The following is a 16,437-nucleotide window of genomic DNA, read 5'->3' on the forward strand; positions in this document are numbered from 1 at the left end:
CATTTAAACCAGACTACTGTTTTGGATGATGAGCTTAATTGTGCTAAATTATTACTTATATCGATATTTAAAATTTAACCGCTTTGTCATGAAAACCCTTACTACCACTGCCCTGGCCTTTTTTGTTGCTTTCGCTGCATATAGCCAAAATATTTTAGTTGCTGACAATAATCCCGGAGCTCCATCCGGGACTCACGTATATAGCACCCTGCAGGCTGCTATTACAGCAGCTGTTCCAGGAGACATCATTCATGTGATACCTAGTGCCACGACCTATGATAATGGAACCACCACTGTTACGGTAAATACGGATTCTATTTCCATTTATGGAATTGGATTCTATCCGGATAAAGACGGACCTCAGGTTGCGAAAGTTTACCGGTTCTATTTAAATGCAAACGCAGTACGTATTTCTGGTTTATGGATGTCGGATTATATTGATATTGGACAGGATAATGGAGCTTATAGCGGAATTACCATAGAAAACTGTTATCTGGCCCGAATCCTCACCGGTACAGGGGCAATGTCAAATATACTGGTGAGAAGTTGCATGATCAATAGATCCAATCATACATCGAGTCCTTCCCTTTCTTTTGGAACTTCAGTAAGCAACAGTGTGGTTTCAAATTGTATAATAGACCATTACGGAACATCAACCAGTTATGAAAACCTTACTGCTTATAACGGCACGATTATTAAGAACTGTATCTTTTTTGGGGATAATAACAATGCATTTGGATCGCTGGAAAATTGTACTGTATCCAATTCAATCTTTTACGGAGCTTTGCCCACAGCACAAACATCTTTTGTTAATAATGTTCTGAATAATTGTGTAGCTGTTGATAATACAGGAGCTGCTTATGATTTAAGTGGGTATACCGGAAGCAACAATGTAAATACTGCTACCGATTCGACCATATTTGCAGATAGTAATATAAATATTGCCTCGTCAGATTGGGGATTTACCTGGGATCCGACCGTGACTCATCCGGATCTGCAGGGAGCAGGAACAGATGGTACGGATATCGGGGTAATGGGAGGCACTATACCCTATTCTACAACGGGTACCCCTTTACCACTGATCCAGAAGCTGGTGGTTCCGGAAGTGATCAGGCAGGGGGAAAACCTGAACGCAACGATCCAGGCACAGGGTAATTAATCACTTTAGATTGATTGATCATGTGCAGGATTAAGAGCATATTAATTGCGGTCATCCTGATGACCGCCAGTTTGGCTGGCTTTGGTCAAGTGATTGACTCTATAGAGTACTTCTTTGATGCTGATCCGGGATACAGCGCGGCCACCAGGGTACATACCGGGACTCCGGATACCACGGTTAACCTTTCAGAGACTTTGAATGCCAGTAGCCTGGATCTGGGCTTCCATGTTTTGTACATGAGAGCGCTTCAGAGCATAGGAGTAGTAATGACACTGGACTCTACTCATACCACTTATGATGGTGATGGGTTGGATAGTGCCTATTTTAGCTATGATACTATCAAAGCATGGGGTCCCTATGAATCCAGGATCGTATATGTGGACCAATCCGGTGGGCTGACGATCAATATTGATGCCCTTGAGTATTTTTTTAACGATGATCCGGGTTACGGAAACGGCACCTCTATTTCAGTAACAAGCGGAAATGTTATCAATCTGAGTACGACCCTCAATTCGAGCGGTTTGCCTTTAGGCTTTCATACCTTGTACATTAGAGCCAGGGCAGAAAATAGCGGTGACTGGGGGCTGGCAGAATCCCAACTGGTCTATGTAGATCCTTCTGGCAGTATGACAGTCAATATCGATTCCATTGAGTACTTCTTTGATGCCGATCCGGGATATGGAAATGGTGTCGGGATAGATGTCACGGCTGATTCAGTAATCACTTTCATGGATAGCTTACAGGCCGATACGCTTGCTGCTGGTTTTCATGTATTGTTTGTACGAGTAAAATCCACAGATGGTGAATGGGGACAGGCAGAATCCAGATTAACATACGTGCAGGCTGGTTCCGTAGGAGAAACGGTATTGGTTGACCAGGTGGAGTATTTCTTTGACGATGATCCTGGTTATGGAAGCGCAACAACCATTAATGTAACACCGGGGAATATAGTTAACCTGATGGATTCACTGAATGCCAGCGGTTTGCAACAAGGTTTTCATACATTATATATCAGAGCCAGAGGTCAGGGCGGAAAGTGGGGATCAGCTGAGTCCCAGCTGGTGTTTGTAGATCAGGCAGGGACGATCAACTCTCCAATTGATGAATTAGAATACTTTATTGATAATGATCCGGGATATGGGGCAGGTACATCGGTTCCTGTTTCGCCTCCAAGTTTCGAAGTGTTCAGAGAATTTGCAGTAAGTACAGCTTCTCTGTCGGAAGGATCACACACCTTCCACATCCGTGCGAAAAATCAGGATGGCCAGTGGGGGATGGCTGAGGCCTTCCCGTTTGTAGCCTATAATTATGGGCGAGAGTTGGATTCAGCTACTCTTCGGTACATGTACAATCAGCTGGGAGGATCCGGCTGGAATACCCAGACCAACTGGCTTACAGGTACAATTGATACCTGGTATGGAGTGACCGTGGTGAACAGCCGAGTAGATTCGCTGGAGCTTCCTGCCAATAATCTTGTTGGGGATCTTCCTTTTCAGGTGGGATACCTTGGTGAGTTAAAGAAACTGGATCTTTCGCAGAACAATCTTACAGATACCATTCCAACCCTCACCACTCAGCTGACTAAGCTGGAAGAAGCCTATTTTTATGATAACGCATTTAACGAGATACCGAATCTATCTTCCATAACCACATTGAATACTCTCGCTCTTGATTCCAACTACTTTGATTTTGATGATCTGGAGCCAAATATTAGTATTCCAGCTTTTACCTATTCCAATCAGATATTGCAAGAGGAGGAGGATGAAGATTCGGTTGTCAGCATCGGGCAGCCTCTGACCATAGATATAGATGTGGGTGGTGTGAATAATATCTATCAGTGGTTTCTGAATGGGGATACTATCCCCTCACAGGATTTGCAGGATTATGTGCTGGCAAGCTTTGCGGCTACAGATACGGGTACTTATCAGTTAAAGATCCAAAATACTGTTGTTCCGGACCTGGAGCTTTCCTCAGCATTGTATACTGCCATTCTCAACGATTTTGATCAGGATTCGCTTGCACTCGTTTCGCTTTACAACTCAACAGCAGGTACAGATTGGACCAATGCCACTGGCTGGCTGACTGATTTATTAATGAATTGGAATGGAGTGACTGTTGCTAATAAAAGAGTGACTGATTTGAGCCTTCCGTCCAACAATCTCGTAGGGGTCGTGCCGGATGATTTCTATTACGCAGACTCACTGCTTACCATAGACTTATCCGGGAACCAGGTAATGGATACGATTCCCGGCTCCATTACCTCCTGGGAATACCTGACGTCCATGAACTTGTCAGACAATGAAATCTCATCCATTCCATCATTCAATTCGGTATTGTCATTAAATACTCTGGATGTTTCCGGAAACAGGCTGCAATTTGGAGAATTGGAGACCAATGTGGGCATTCCTACCTTCCTCTATTCTCCTCAGGACAGTGTGTATACCTATACGGATACGATAGCCGATCGAAATAATGATGTATCACTGTTAGTCCCTGTTACCGGGACTAACAACACCTACCAGTGGTATAAAGATGGAGTAGCACTTACGGGGGCTATATCCAATCCACTGGCTCTTAGCAATATTCAGTTTGCGGATGAAGGGTACTATCGTTTGGAGATCCAAAACAACCTCGCGACTAACCTTACACTTTCCAGTAGCGTTTTCCAGTTTAAAGTTTCCAGTTTGAAAAGGGACTCCACGGCATTAAGGACTATTTACGAACAAATGGGAGGCCCGGACTGGACGGTGGATGTCAACTGGCTGGATGGCCCAATTTCCGGATGGAACCAGATATCCATTGAAAATGAAAGGGTTTTGACGGTAGACCTTAGTCAGGGGAACCTGGTAGGAGCACTACCTAAGATCATAAGGGATATTACCAGTCTGCAGACTGCCAACTTTGCTGACAATGAGATTTCCACAATACCAAATATGAGTCAGATGCCTGATCTGAATACACTGGATATTTCGGGCAACAGGATTGGTTTTGCTGAGATTATTATCAACCAGCCTATTCCAAACTTTATCTATGATCCACAAAATCCCATTGGCAGTCCCATCCTGGAGAAGATCCCGGTTGGCTCACCATATCTTTTTGATGGCAATATTTCGGGTGTGGGGAATCAGTATCAGTGGAATTATGATGGAGATCCAATCTCCGGCGCAACGGGCAAAACTTTTAGCCTGGAAAGCATCGAATATGACAGCATGGGAGTATATACCGTAGATGTGACTAATCCTCTTGTGCCTGATTTTACTCTGACAAGCAATGACATAGAAGTGCTTGCCACGGCTGATATTAGCGGTACAGTGCTCAATGGTGCCGGTCCATTGACCTCTGGGGGAGATGTTTCCTTATGGTTGGTTCTGGATGGTCCATTTGACTCGGTAGATGTCGCTACCATTGAAACTACTGGAGCTTTCCTTTTACAGGATATCGTTCTGGATGATTACATCATGAAGGCTGTGCCTACGGATGACAACATTCCGGTCTCCTATTACGGCGGGTCCAATACCTGGACAGAGGCAGATACCATAGAACTTCGAACTCAGGGTGAAACTTATGACATTCAGCTGGTGGGAGAATTTAGTACGGGTGTTGAGGATGATGTACTTGGGTTGGTGGAAGCCGATCTGGGGGAGGGTGATGAAAGCGGAAGAATTGAGGCGAGACGAAAAGTGAAGAAAGCGGGTTGTTCACTCAGGAGAAGAACACGCTCAGGAGGTGGTCGTACCGGTCAGGACGAGTTTGACCTGTACCTGTACACGGAGACCAATGATGAAGGTAATTTTGTCTTTAAGGACATCCCGGATGGCACTTATGTGATCAATATTGATTATCCCGGAGTGCCAATGGACCCCAATTCTTTTATTGAGTTTGAGTTTGGGCCTTCGGTAGGACTTGAAACCATCGAGTTGGAGGCTCTGATCACTCCGGATGGAATTGTCGTGGAGCAAACCAATGCACTGGGATTTGATGCCATTGAAGATTTCAAGGTTTATCCGAATCCTGCTACTGAGAAAATCACATTAAGTTACCAGATAGGAATAAGGATGGATGATTTGCACCTTAAAGCCTGGACGCCTGATGGTAAGCTTATTCATCAGGAGGCTTTACCCTATCAGATGGGGATCCAGCAGAAAGAACTTGATGTGACAGCCTGGGATACAGGATTGTACTACCTCATCATTGAGAATAGTGATAAGGATGTGGTAGTGCAGTGGAAGCTTTTGATCGGGGATTAATACAATAGGCGAATTTTCTGAAAAAGGTTATCTGAATTATCGGGTAACCTTTTTTGTGTGAATGCCATGATCTATCCCCCTGGGGAGATTATAGGGGCCTCTCCAGGCAATCTGATAGCGGTGAAAAGTAATCTGATGGCCTCTCCAGGTAATCGGTCCCGTCCTGAAATAGCTTGACACCAAACAAGTCAAGTTATGAAAACAACAGAAGCATTAGAAATCAAGAAAAAGTACAAGAGTAAGCGCTTGTATCGTGCTGGGTTCAAGCAAGTGGTTTTGGAAGAATTGGTTATGGACAGGGAGTCCACAAGCTTTATCGCCAGGAAACATGGGCTGGAAAACCATACTGTCCACACCTTTAAGCAGGAAGCCTTGGAGCATCTGGGATATTTTCGTATTTTAAACAACATGAAAAGCTCTAACCAAAATAAAGACGCCTCGGCCTTGGAGAAGGAGAATGCAGAGCTGAAGAAGGCTTTAGAGCTGGCTATGCTGAAAGTATCAGCTCTGGAGACGTTAGTGGATGTAGCTGAGGACCAGTTTAACATCCAGATCCGAAAAAAGCCTGGGGCCAAGCAGTCCAAATAATGCGATTAATATATCCAGACAATGGGCTTGCGTCCCTTTGTCGACTGTTTGGCAAAACCCGCCAAGGGTGGTACCACTGGCATCAGTCCAAAACATCCCATGCATTACTAGAGACCATTGTGGTTAAGCTGGTAAAGGACATCCGTAATCATATCGGTATCCAGAAGCTTGGAGCACGTAAACTACTGCCGCTTATTAATGAACAGCTGGCGAAAAACGAGTTGCGTATTGGTCGGGACTATCTCTTCGATGTGATGGAGCGTAATGGCTTGAAAGTGCGGCAGAGAAAGCGCAGGAGGCCTCAGACCACTGACAGTACACATGGCTTTAGACGCTATCCAAACCTGGTAAAAGGACTGGAAATAAAGCGAGCAGAGCAAGTTTGGGTGGTGGATATTACCTACCTGACAGTAGGTGGGCGTTTCATGTATCTAAGCCTGATTACAGATGCTTATTCACGGAAAATCATGGGGTACTGCTTGCTGGACAACCTTTCTGCAGATGGCCCCATGAGAGCATTATTAATGGCTTTTTCGAACAGGCTATACGTGGAGAAGAGTCTGATCCACCACAGTGATCAGGGCGTGCAGTACTGCAGCCAGGGGTATGTAAACATGCTGAAAACCCATAGGGCAAGCATAAGCATGACCCACCGAGGGAGCCCTCATGAGAATGCGATTGCTGAACGGGTAAACGGTATCTTAAAAGGAGATTATAACTTAGGGAAGTCCTTTGATACACCTCATCAAGCAGAAGAGGCGGTACAAAAAGCAGTAGCATCTTATAACTGTTTGCGTCCTCATGATAGCCTGAACGGAATGACACCACAGCAGGTACATACAGCTAAGGCTATTGAGGAATCGGTAAGCTTAAACAGGACTGTAAGAAAAGGTGAAAAGAGCAGTCAGGATTAAGCTCCTTAAGGGTCAACTCCTGTTAGGATTATCTGACAACCCGTAAAGTATTAACAGGATTACTAGGTAGCAAGTAAAGCTGAATTAGTATGACCATTTAAACTGTAAAGCAAATGAAGGAATAACAAATTACATGACAACCCAAAGCAGGACTAGATCCTAGCCTGTCTACTTCTCCCAGGATTAAAGCAATACTGGTAAAGTACAATTAGGATTATCAATTATTATTGTAAACTACAATCAGAATTAATGTAAAACCTGTCAAGTTATTTTAGGACGCCTCAATCTGATGTGAGTGAAAAGTAATCTGATGAGGGTGGAAAGTAATCTGACGCCAGTGAAAAGTAATCTGATGAGGATTTGGACTAATCTAATGGGATCTGAGAGTAAACTTATATGGGTGAAAAGTAATCTGATGCGGGTTTATACTAATCTAATGAGATCGGAGAGTAATCTTATACGAGTGAGAAGTAATCTGATACAAGCTGCAACTTGTCTGATGGTTAAACAAAGTGATCTGCCGGTGTTAGGCGGTAAGCATCTGACTCAATCATGTGAGCTAATGTTGTTCCCGGATCCTTTCATCACTTGGACAGGTTTAAGCATTCTCCGACAGGGACTCTGAGTGGAGGAATTAGGGGTACAAATTCTATATGGCATTAGAAAATGATCTGAAGCTAATTGTCACCAGAAACCTTAAGGATGCCTATTTATCCAGCAATAGCAATCTCTGATTCCTGCTAATCAAACAAACTCGTGATATCTTCCTTTGACAGGCTCTTCACAAAACTTTCTTCTATGGTGATCAGGTCTTTGGCCAGCTTGAGCTTGGAGTGCTGGAGCTTCAGGATCTTTTCTTCTACCGTATCTCTGGCAATAAACTTATAAGTAAAGACCTTATTGACCTGACCGATACGGTGTGCCCGGTCTACTGCCTGGGCCTCAATGGCCGGATTCCACCACGGGTCAAGCAGGAAGACATAGTCTGCTTCTGTCAGGTTAAGGCCGAGCCCGCCAGCTTTTAATGAGATGAGGAAGATGCGTACTTCATCGTTATTCTGGAATTTTTCTACTTCGGCTTTTCGGTCTTTTACAGAGCCATCCAGATAGGAGTACGGGATTTTCGCTTCTTTCAGATGGTTCTCTACAATTTTGAGATGCTTCACGAATTGGCTGAAGATCAATAGTTTATGATCTTTTCCCAGGGCGTTAGAGATCATGTAGGTAATGTCTTCAAACTTCCCTGAGTCTCCATCATATTCCGGGTCAACCATTACGGGGTGATTGGCGATTTGCCTCAACTTAGTTAACCCCTGTAGCAGGAGCATTTGCGACTTTTGCAGTCCATCGTGCTCTATCAGATCCAGGATTTTATTGCGATAAGCGTTCTTCTCCCGGTCATAGATCTCGCGCTGCCTTTCTGAAAGGTCGCAGTACTTGATGTTTTCTACTTTTTCCGGAAGCTCTTTAGCTACCTGGGTTTTTTCTCGCCGGAGGATAAATGGCTTAATGAGCGCATTAAGTCTGCGTGTTTTGTGCTCGTCTTTTTTCTTTTCGATGGGGACCAGGTACTCTTTCTTGAAAAACATTTCACTTCCAAGCAGTCCGGGGTTCACGAAAGACATCTGCGACCAAAGATCCATGGTGCTGTTTTCAATAGGTGTGCCTGTCAGGATCAGCTTGCGACGAGATTTCAGCTCACGTACGGACCTGGAAATAATAGAGTCCGGGTTTTTGATGGCCTGTGACTCATCCAGGATGATGTAATTGAAGTAAAACTGGCTGAGAATATCCGTATCGATCCTCGTGATGCCATAGCTGGTAAGCACCAGGTCATACCGGGCAAACCGGTCCGGATTTTTATCCCGATTGGTGCCGGTGTAAACCAAAATTTTCAGCTTTGGTGTAAACTTTTTAGCTTCCATCTCCCAGTTGTAGATCAGCGAAGTAGGCATGATCAGCAGGCTGGTGGAGCCATTATCTTTTTCTTTTTCTTTTTGTAAGAGCGAAAGGGTCTGTACGGTTTTACCCAGACCCATGTCATCTGCCAGGCATCCTCCAAAACCGTATTCGTTAAGAAATTCCATCCAGTTGAGCCCTGCCTGCTGATAGGGCCTCAGCTCACCTTTAAAATGTCGGGGAACACCGGAATCTTCTATCTCTTTAAAATCAAGCAGCTTTTCGAGCTTACGGGTCATCGCCACCCGTGCATGGTTGCTGTCCTTCAGGTCTTTGACCAGCGAGACGTGGATCTTATTGAGTCGCAGGCCTTCCTCGTCTTCCTTTTCAGCGAAAGCAAACAGGTCGCTGTATTCCGATACCCAGGAGTCAGGTATCACTGCGTACTCTCCATTCGGGAGTTTTAATTCCTGCTTTTTACCCAGGATCAATTTCCTAATGGTGGTAAACGGAATGTCAAATTCACCAAACCTGATCACCGCTTTTACATCAAACCAGTCAATGTTTTCAGATATTTCCAGGTCAATGTTGGTAGGGCCTACAAAATATTTTTTTACGGATGCATCCTGCTGGTTGATCACAAATCCTTTTTTCCTTAGCGTATCCAGGTTGGCATTGAGCCAGGAGAGTGCATTGGTTTTTTCGAGTGTTGAGCGGGAGCTTCGCAAGGTCAATCCACTCTCATTGAGCAGGTCGATGTAGCTTTTTTCTTTGGTGGACTCTCGCTGCACCCGGTGAAAGATGTAGTCATCCTGCTGCTTTTCGACCGATACGCTTACTTTTTTGAGTTTGTCAGCTCTAAAAGAATAAGTTCCGTAGCGAAAACTCAATTCGAATAAGATCTTTGAAGCTTTTGCCTTATCCGTTGTCCCATTGTTTTGGGAGAATAGATCGCCGGCTGGTTGGGTAGCAGTTGCTAACTCCGAAAAGGTCAATACGGGTTTCGGCTCCAGCTGCTCCGTTTTAATCTCAAAACCTTTAGCATAAACATCAAAAGAAGCAATGAGTGGCGCAACGAATTTTTTATAGTAGGTCTCTTCTACATTTTTAGGGATGAGGATGAATTTTTTGTTGAAAAACGGCTTCAACTTGGCTCCATTGACCTCTTTTTCGAAAGAAAAAAGCATGTCATTTGCCACAATCCACGCCGGCTCTTTGCAAAGCAGGTAACTCTCGTTTTGGTAAAAGTGAACCTTCTCGCCTTTAAGTTTTATAGTAGGGAAGTAATGGGTGTTGTCTTCGTTTCTTCTAAAGTGGAATAGTACCGTTGCTTTTTCATCTGAAATATTGATCTGCTTCCAGGTGGGTTCTCCGTCTTTCCCCATCTCAAAAAGCATCTTCCCATGAATAAGCGAGAGGACCTTGGACCTCCTTCTTTCTATATATCGGTCTATCTCTTCCTGCAACAATTTGTCACCCGAATTCTTGTCGTAAACTTTCAGGAAAAACTCATTGGGTTTCATTTTCCTTTTCTGAAAATGATTTACGACGGCTTTTTGCTGCATCTCATCCATCAGCCTGATCATCTCATAGTCCCGCTCATCCAGCCCTTTGTCAAATTCACGAGCATTTTGCGCAGAAATATTCTGATGAGAATAAGTCAGATTGCCCTTTTCATTGAGCTGGACGACGAAGGATTCAAAGAGATATCCCAGGTACTCATGCTCGAAAAGGGAGTAGATCAATTGAAACGGACGATCAGGAGATACGTTCATAGATTTTCTTAACAGACAAAATTCTAAAGTAAATAAAAGATGTCAGAAAATCACAAATCCGGAGTAAAGTGATTTTAAAAAAATTATTGGAGGTTTTTAACTTCAATGCTTTTGGATGCTTTTATGGCTGGCTGGATTGCCGTAACAACGGTGATTACTACAATACATAAAACGGTTAACATCACGTCCAGCCATTTGATTTCTACCGGGTAAGCGTCCAGGATGGCTGACTGCACTCCCATGGATACCAGGCCAAACTCCTGCTGAATAAAACTGATCAAAAGACCCAACAACAGACCGGTAAAGGCTCCGGAAAAAGCGACGATACACCCTTCTGTAAGAAATATGTTTCGAATCAGCTTACGCGAAGCTCCCTGGGCCGTAAGGATGGCTACATCTTTTTTCTTGTCAATAGCCAGCATGGTTAATGCAAAAAAAATGTTGATGGAGGCAATGGCTATGATGACTGAAAAGGTGAGGAAAACAAAGAACTTTTCGTATCTCAGGATTTTATACAATCCGCCATGTAGCTCCTCATTGGATTGCACCACAAACTGATCCCCCAGTTGGTTGTTTAAACGGGACTTTACCACATCCGGATCTGCATTTTCCGTCAGCTGAATTTCCAGGGCGCTTCTTCTGCCTGGCTTGTTGAACAGTTCTTCCGCAAACCGGATGGGAACGTACACGTAGTTTTCATCATAAGACTTTTCTACGGCAAAGACGCTTCCTGGCAGGATATGCTTGACTTTGTACATGCGTTCGGGATTGACTACTCCCGGACCTATATCGTCAGGGAAGTACATATTAAGGGTGTAAAAGTCATTTGAAGGATTGACTGAAAGGTCATACTGAACCCCCCTTCCCAAAATAGCATAGGGTACATCGCCATCATATAATTTATGCTCACCGTAGACAATGTAATCTTTCAGTCTTCCCTGCTCAATGAAATTTTGGGTGACACCTTTTACACGAGCTACTCGCTGGGCTTTATTATATTGGATAAGAGCATTGTCTTCTAATACCCCGGTGATCGATGCTACACCCGGGTCATCGGTGACCTGCTTTTTTAATGCGTCGTTGTAATCAAATGACTTTCCAACCTTTGCTGTTATCGTCAGGTTTGAATCTACCGTTCCATACACTGAGCGGACGAGTGCCTCCAGCCCGTTAAAGACCGAAAGCACAATGATCAGTGCCATAGTGCCTACAGCTACCACCAGCATGGAGATGATGGAAATGACATTGATAAAGCTCTTTTTCTTTTTGGAGAGAAAGTACCGCTTAGCTATGAAATAAGATAGGTTCACTCGTTTTCTTCAGGATCGTCTTCGTCTTCTGCCGGGGGTATATTCAGGCTGTCTATTAGTTTATCCATTTTCTCGGCGCGTTCTTCTGTGTCGTCGTGAAAGAACGCCAATTCGGGAATGATTCGCACTTGCTTCCCAATTTTGTTGCCCAGCAATTTACGCACTTCGCTTTTCTTTTCATTTAATTCAAAGAAAACCTGATCCGTGTCTTTGATGGGAAACACACTGAGAAAAACTTTCGCGAAACTCAGGTCCGGGGACATTTCTACTCCCGTGAGTGTGACCAGGCTGCTGCCAAAAAAATGTCTGGGGTCCTTTTGGAATATTTCACTCAGGTCTTTTTGTATCTGCCTGCCGAACTTATGTTGCCTTTTACCTTGCATAACGCCACAAATATCCACAATTAATCCCGGCTAAAAAATCGCTGAACCCCACATTTGGTTCGGACGGGTTATTTATCCGAAAAGTTTGATGGTTGTTTATAATAGCAGAGTCAGACTTTCTCAGAGATCCATGTAACTTCCTGCTAATTTGTTAATTTCGAACGCTAAACAGCCAGATAACGTCACTTTGCTTCGATTTTTCAGAATCAACGATCCGTACAGACTCATTTTCATCTTCCTTATCCTGGTAGGGGTGCGGGTAGCATGGGTGATTTTTGGGTTGCCGCTATCCGTGCATGAGCTTAAGTTTCTGATCATTGGTGAGCATCTGGGAGAGGGGTTCACGATGTACAAAGAGCTTTATGATCACACAGGGCCACTGGCGGCATTGATCTATAAGTGGCTGGATGTAATTTTTGGGCGTTCACGATGGGTTCATATGGTCTTTAGTACCATTTTGGTGATTCTACAGGCCGGGCTTTTTAATAATATTTTACTCCGAAATAAAGCTTATGATGAAAACACCTACGTACCTGCTTTTATCTATGTGATCCTCTTTTGTGGTACGATGGACTTTTTTGCTTTGACACCCCAGCTTATGGCGTTGACTTTTATTTTGCTGGCGTTAAATCACGTATTTCGGCGTATCGACAATGTGGTAACCGACGAGCTCTTTTTGTATTCCGGAGTTTACCTGGGTATAGCCACATTTTTTTACCTGCCGGCACTCATTTATCTGGTGCTTTTCCTGTTGAGCCTGATCCTTTTTTCATCAGCGGTCTTACGAAGGTTGCTGATCTTCCTGTATGGCGCATTTTTTATTTTTATTTTGATTTGGGTCTATTTCTTTTGGTTTGATGCGCACGAGGATTTTCTCCTGAGCTTTTTTACTGCAGGTTTGCTGAAACCTGCACAACCGCTGATCTCCTATGCAGATTTTGTGTCGGCTGCTGCAGTGCTGGGGCCTGTTGCCATAATCTCATTTTCAGTATTGTTTAGCCTGAGGATTACCAACTTTCAGCAGAAGATGCAGCAGGTGATGGTAATGCTTTTTCTTGGAGGGCTGGGGGTGATTTTCATTACAAGAGACCTAAGCACCAATGAGCTTGTGCTTTTTATCCCTTCTGTTGCATTCTTTTTGGTTTACTTTTTGCTCAGCTTAAAGCGAAAGATCTGGCGATATACGCTCCCTTACATTTTCATCTTCGGCCTCATTGGGTATCCGTTTTATTGGGTGGACCAAAACCAGGACCTGGGGATAATAGTAAGCAAGTCAGCTCCTGTAGAGGGAGAACGTCTTATGGGTATAGGAGTGCCCGTAGATTTCTATGCAAAGAATAAGTTGGCCGGTCCGTTCCTGGATGAGTTTGTGAGCAGGAAAAAACTGGAAGGATTGAACTACCTGGAAGGGGCTTCTGAGCTATATGATGTTATGAAACACTCCGCTCCGTCTGTCATTATCGATAGAGAAAATGCCATGCCTGAGCTTTTCGAGCGATTGCCGGCATTTTCCAGGTTATATACAAAAGAAAGTGACGGAGTGTATCGAAGGGTAGAATAAATAGAACGTCAGGTAATCTGGCAAAGATATCTCTCTATATATCAACAACCGATCTTATCTACTCTTCGCTGATGCCTTCCTCCCTCAAATTCTGTAGTCAGAAAGATGTCAGTCATTTGCTTGGCTAACTCTACTGCAGTCCACCTGGCCGCAAAACAGAGCACGTTAGCGTTGTTGTGCTTTCGGGTGACTTCCGCCAGATCTGTGTCCCAGCAGAGAGCAGCCCGGATTTTTTGATGTTTGTTGGCCGTGATCGCTACACCCTGCCCGGACCCACACATCAAAATACCAAAGTCATACTCGCCATTTTCAATGGATGCAGCCAGTGGATGTACAAAATCTGCATAGTCTGAAGATTCTGGTGAAAACGGACCAAAGTCCTTTACCTCGTGACCTTGCTCTTCGAGGTGTTTTCTGATCTCTTCTTTTAATGTGTATCCGGCATGATCTCCGCCGATAGCTATTTTACTCATCTTTCTTTTCTATTTCTGTGGTTTCAGTTTCCACGGCTTCTCTTCTGAGGACCCTTCTGGATATAAAAATACTTACCTGGTAGAGCCCCAACAGTGGCAACGCTACCAAAATCTGACTAAACGGATCAGGGGGTGTTACCAAAGCTCCCAGGATCAGGATCACTATAATAGCATGACGTCTGTAAGTTTTTAATAGTTCCGGAGTGACGAGCCCTGCCTTTGTAAGGAAATAAACAATGATAGGTAGCTGAAACAGCAACCCACAGGCAAGCACTAAAGTAATGACCGTAGTGACGTATGATATGATGTCAAACTCATTGATAATGGTCGGATCCAGCTGGTAGTTGGATAAAAAGTAGATTGAAATCGGGGTGATGACAAAATAACCAAATGTCACACCCATGGCAAAAAGCAGACTAACGTAAAAAGTGGCCCCTCTTGCAGCTTTTCGTTCTCTTGGATAGAGCCCGGGCTTAATAAATCGCCATATTTCCCAGAAAGCGTATGGGAATGCACAAATAATTCCGATCACGAACGAGGAGGTAATGTGCATCGAAAATTGTCCCGTGACCTTTCTGCTTTGGATCTCAAATGGGAGCTGATCAATGCATAAGTTTGGCGTCTGTAAAAATTCAGCCAACTTGCAGAACGCTTCATAGGTCCAGAAGTCGATGCGGCTGGGCCCCAGAATGATGGTATGGAAAACCAGGGTTTTTGAAATAAATGCCAGGACAGCAAAAATCGCTATGGCAATCAGTGACCTGACAAGATGCCACCTGAACTCCTCCAGGTGGTCCAGAAAGCTCATTTCTTTCTCATCCTCAATCTGATCCAGAGGCATATATCCTATTTATATAGAGGGAAATCACTCATCCAATCCTTGACCTCAGATTTTACTTTGGTCAGTACAGACTCATCTTCAAAGTTATTAATTACCTGATCAATTAGGTCTACAATCTTTTCCATGTCAGATTCCATCATGCCACGGGTAGTTACAGCGGATGTTCCCACGCGCATTCCTGAAGTAACAAAAGGCGATTTATCATCAAAGGGAACCATGTTTTTATTTACGGTTATATCTGCTTTGATCAGCGCATTTTCCGCATCCTTACCGGTGAGTCCTTTTGTTCGCAGGTCGATCAGCATCAAGTGATTGTCCGTGCCGCCGGAGATGATATCATACCCTCTGTCTACAAAGGCCTCAGACATCACCTTCGCGTTTTTCTGGACCTGCATGATGTAAGTCATGTAGTCATCAGAAAGCGCTTCTCCGAAAGCTACGGCTTTGGCAGCAATGATGTGTTCTAAAGGACCGCCTTGCGTACCCGGGAAAACGCCAGAGTCCAGGATTGAGCTCATTTTTCTGACCGTTCCTTTTGCTGTGGTAATGCCAAATGGGTTTTCCCCATCTTCACGCACCATGATCAATCCGCCTCGCGGGCCTCTCAGGGTTTTGTGTGTAGTGGTTGTAACAATATGGCAATGCTCTAAAGGATCTTTAAGCAAGCCTCTTGCAATAAGTCCGGACGGGTGGGAAATATCAGCCAGCAAAACAGCTCCCACTTCATCTGCAATGACTCGAAAGCGCTCATAATCCCAGTCCCTAGAATAAGCTGAAGCCCCGCAAATGATCAGCTTGGGCTTTACTTCTTTGGCTTTTGCCTCTACCTTATCCGTATCAATGAGGCCGGTATCCTTCTCTACACCATAGAAATTGGCATTGTAATATTTTCCGGAAAGGTTTACCGGTGATCCGTGAGACAAATGTCCTCCATGAGAGAGATCAAAGCCCAGGATAGCATCTCCTGGTTTAAGGCAGGCCAGAAACACAGCAGCATTGGCTTGCGCTCCCGAGTGAGGCTGTACGTTAGCCCAGGAGGCTCCGAAGAGCTCTTTTATTCGCTCTATAGCCAGTGACTCTACTTCATCTACCACTTCGCATCCGCCATAATATCGCTTGCCGGGTAGTCCTTCTGCATATTTGTTTGTTAAGACACTTCCCGCTGCTTCCAAAACCTGTGGTGACACAAAATTTTCTGAAGCTATCAGCTCGATCCCTTCAATCTGTCTTTTTTTCTCCTTGTCAATGAGCTGGAATACTATGTCGTTTCGTTTCATTTGGTATGAA

The 16,437-nt window shown here is 44.2% G+C and carries 11 protein-coding genes; 5 read left to right on the forward strand and 6 right to left on the reverse strand.

Translation table 11 applies throughout. The features are described 5' to 3' along the window. Window positions 1-88 precede the first annotated feature (88 nt). The 4 genes from AC3E9V_RS00775 (at window position 89) to AC3E9V_RS00790 (ending at window position 6,908) form a co-directional block, all read left to right on the forward strand. A complete protein-coding gene (locus tag AC3E9V_RS00775; protein WP_488751272.1) occupies window positions 89-1,159 on the forward strand; it encodes a hypothetical protein in 1,071 nt (356 codons plus the stop codon). A 20-nt stretch (window positions 1,160-1,179) separates the two neighbouring features. Beyond that, window positions 1,180-5,406 carry a T9SS type A sorting domain-containing protein gene (locus AC3E9V_RS00780; RefSeq protein WP_488751273.1) on the forward strand — a complete coding sequence of 1,409 codons (4,227 nt, stop codon included), beginning with the start codon at window positions 1,180-1,182 and terminating at the stop codon, window positions 5,404-5,406. Between the two features lie 195 nt (window positions 5,407-5,601). Further along, entirely contained in the window at window positions 5,602-5,994 is a 393-nt protein-coding gene (locus tag AC3E9V_RS00785) for a hypothetical protein (protein WP_488748821.1), read from the forward strand. Then, window positions 5,994-6,908 carry an IS3 family transposase gene (locus AC3E9V_RS00790; RefSeq protein ID WP_488748822.1) on the forward strand — a complete coding sequence of 305 codons (915 nt, stop codon included), beginning with the start codon at window positions 5,994-5,996 and terminating at the stop codon, window positions 6,906-6,908. Before AC3E9V_RS00785 ends, AC3E9V_RS00790 begins: the two co-directional genes overlap by 1 nt. 740 nt (window positions 6,909-7,648) lie before the next feature. On the opposite strand, the gene AC3E9V_RS00795 is transcribed toward AC3E9V_RS00790, so the two are convergent. From AC3E9V_RS00795 to rbfA, 3 genes are all read right to left on the reverse strand, one after another. Then, the gene (locus AC3E9V_RS00795) at window positions 7,649-10,582 is read right to left on the reverse strand and encodes a DEAD/DEAH box helicase (RefSeq protein ID WP_488751274.1); all 2,934 of its coding nucleotides are present in this window, start codon (window positions 10,580-10,582) and stop codon (window positions 7,649-7,651) included. Window positions 10,583-10,665: 83 nt separating this feature from the next. Beyond that, entirely contained in the window at window positions 10,666-11,892 is a 1,227-nt protein-coding gene (locus AC3E9V_RS00800; protein WP_488751275.1) for an ABC transporter permease, read from the reverse strand. Beyond that, window positions 11,889-12,275, reverse strand: coding sequence for a 30S ribosome-binding factor RbfA (gene rbfA, locus AC3E9V_RS00805; protein ID WP_488751276.1), 387 nt, complete (start codon window positions 12,273-12,275; stop codon window positions 11,889-11,891). Before rbfA ends, AC3E9V_RS00800 begins: the two co-directional genes overlap by 4 nt. Window positions 12,276-12,423: 148 nt before the next feature. Between rbfA and AC3E9V_RS00810 the strand changes: the two genes are divergently transcribed. Next, window positions 12,424-13,836 carry a hypothetical protein gene (locus tag AC3E9V_RS00810; protein WP_488751277.1) on the forward strand — a complete coding sequence of 471 codons (1,413 nt, stop codon included), beginning with the start codon at window positions 12,424-12,426 and terminating at the stop codon, window positions 13,834-13,836. A 41-nt stretch (window positions 13,837-13,877) separates the two neighbouring features. Here AC3E9V_RS00810 and rpiB read toward each other — a convergent pair whose 3' ends face one another. Genes rpiB through glyA form a run of 3 tightly spaced genes read right to left on the reverse strand, consistent with a single transcriptional unit; the run spans window position 13,878 to window position 16,427 of the window. Beyond that, window positions 13,878-14,309 (reverse strand): ribose 5-phosphate isomerase B, encoded by a 432-nt coding sequence (gene rpiB, locus AC3E9V_RS00815; RefSeq protein ID WP_488751278.1) that lies wholly within the window; start codon window positions 14,307-14,309, stop codon window positions 13,878-13,880. Further along, window positions 14,302-15,150 (reverse strand): twin-arginine translocase subunit TatC, encoded by an 849-nt coding sequence (gene tatC / locus AC3E9V_RS00820; protein WP_488751279.1) that lies wholly within the window; start codon window positions 15,148-15,150, stop codon window positions 14,302-14,304. Before tatC ends, rpiB begins: the two co-directional genes overlap by 8 nt. Before the next feature lie 5 nt (window positions 15,151-15,155). Then, window positions 15,156-16,427: a serine hydroxymethyltransferase gene (glyA, locus tag AC3E9V_RS00825; RefSeq protein ID WP_488751280.1), complete on the reverse strand. Its 1,272-nt coding sequence runs from the start codon at window positions 16,425-16,427 to the stop codon at window positions 15,156-15,158. Between the last annotated feature and the right edge of the window lie 10 nt (window positions 16,428-16,437).

The sequence above is a fragment of the Marinoscillum sp. HNIBRBA16962 genome (assembly GCF_057801515.1).

Excerpts from the sequence above, each read along its gene's own strand:
- AC3E9V_RS00775 (WP_488751272.1), top strand. The coding sequence starts at position 89 with ATGAAAACCCTTACTACCACTGCCCTGGCCTTTTTTGTTGCTTTCGCT.
- AC3E9V_RS00780 (WP_488751273.1), top strand. The coding sequence starts at position 1,180 with ATGTGCAGGATTAAGAGCATATTAATTGCGGTCATCCTGATGACCGCC.
- AC3E9V_RS00785 (WP_488748821.1), top strand. The coding sequence starts at position 5,602 with ATGAAAACAACAGAAGCATTAGAAATCAAGAAAAAGTACAAGAGTAAG.
- AC3E9V_RS00790 (WP_488748822.1), top strand. The coding sequence starts at position 5,994 with ATGCGATTAATATATCCAGACAATGGGCTTGCGTCCCTTTGTCGACTG.
- AC3E9V_RS00795 (WP_488751274.1), bottom strand. The coding sequence starts at position 10,582 with ATGAACGTATCTCCTGATCGTCCGTTTCAATTGATCTACTCCCTTTTC.
- rbfA (WP_488751276.1), bottom strand. The coding sequence starts at position 12,275 with ATGCAAGGTAAAAGGCAACATAAGTTCGGCAGGCAGATACAAAAAGAC.
- rpiB (WP_488751278.1), bottom strand. The coding sequence starts at position 14,309 with ATGAGTAAAATAGCTATCGGCGGAGATCATGCCGGATACACATTAAAA.
- tatC (WP_488751279.1), bottom strand. The coding sequence starts at position 15,150 with ATGCCTCTGGATCAGATTGAGGATGAGAAAGAAATGAGCTTTCTGGAC.
- glyA (WP_488751280.1), bottom strand. The coding sequence starts at position 16,427 with ATGAAACGAAACGACATAGTATTCCAGCTCATTGACAAGGAGAAAAAA.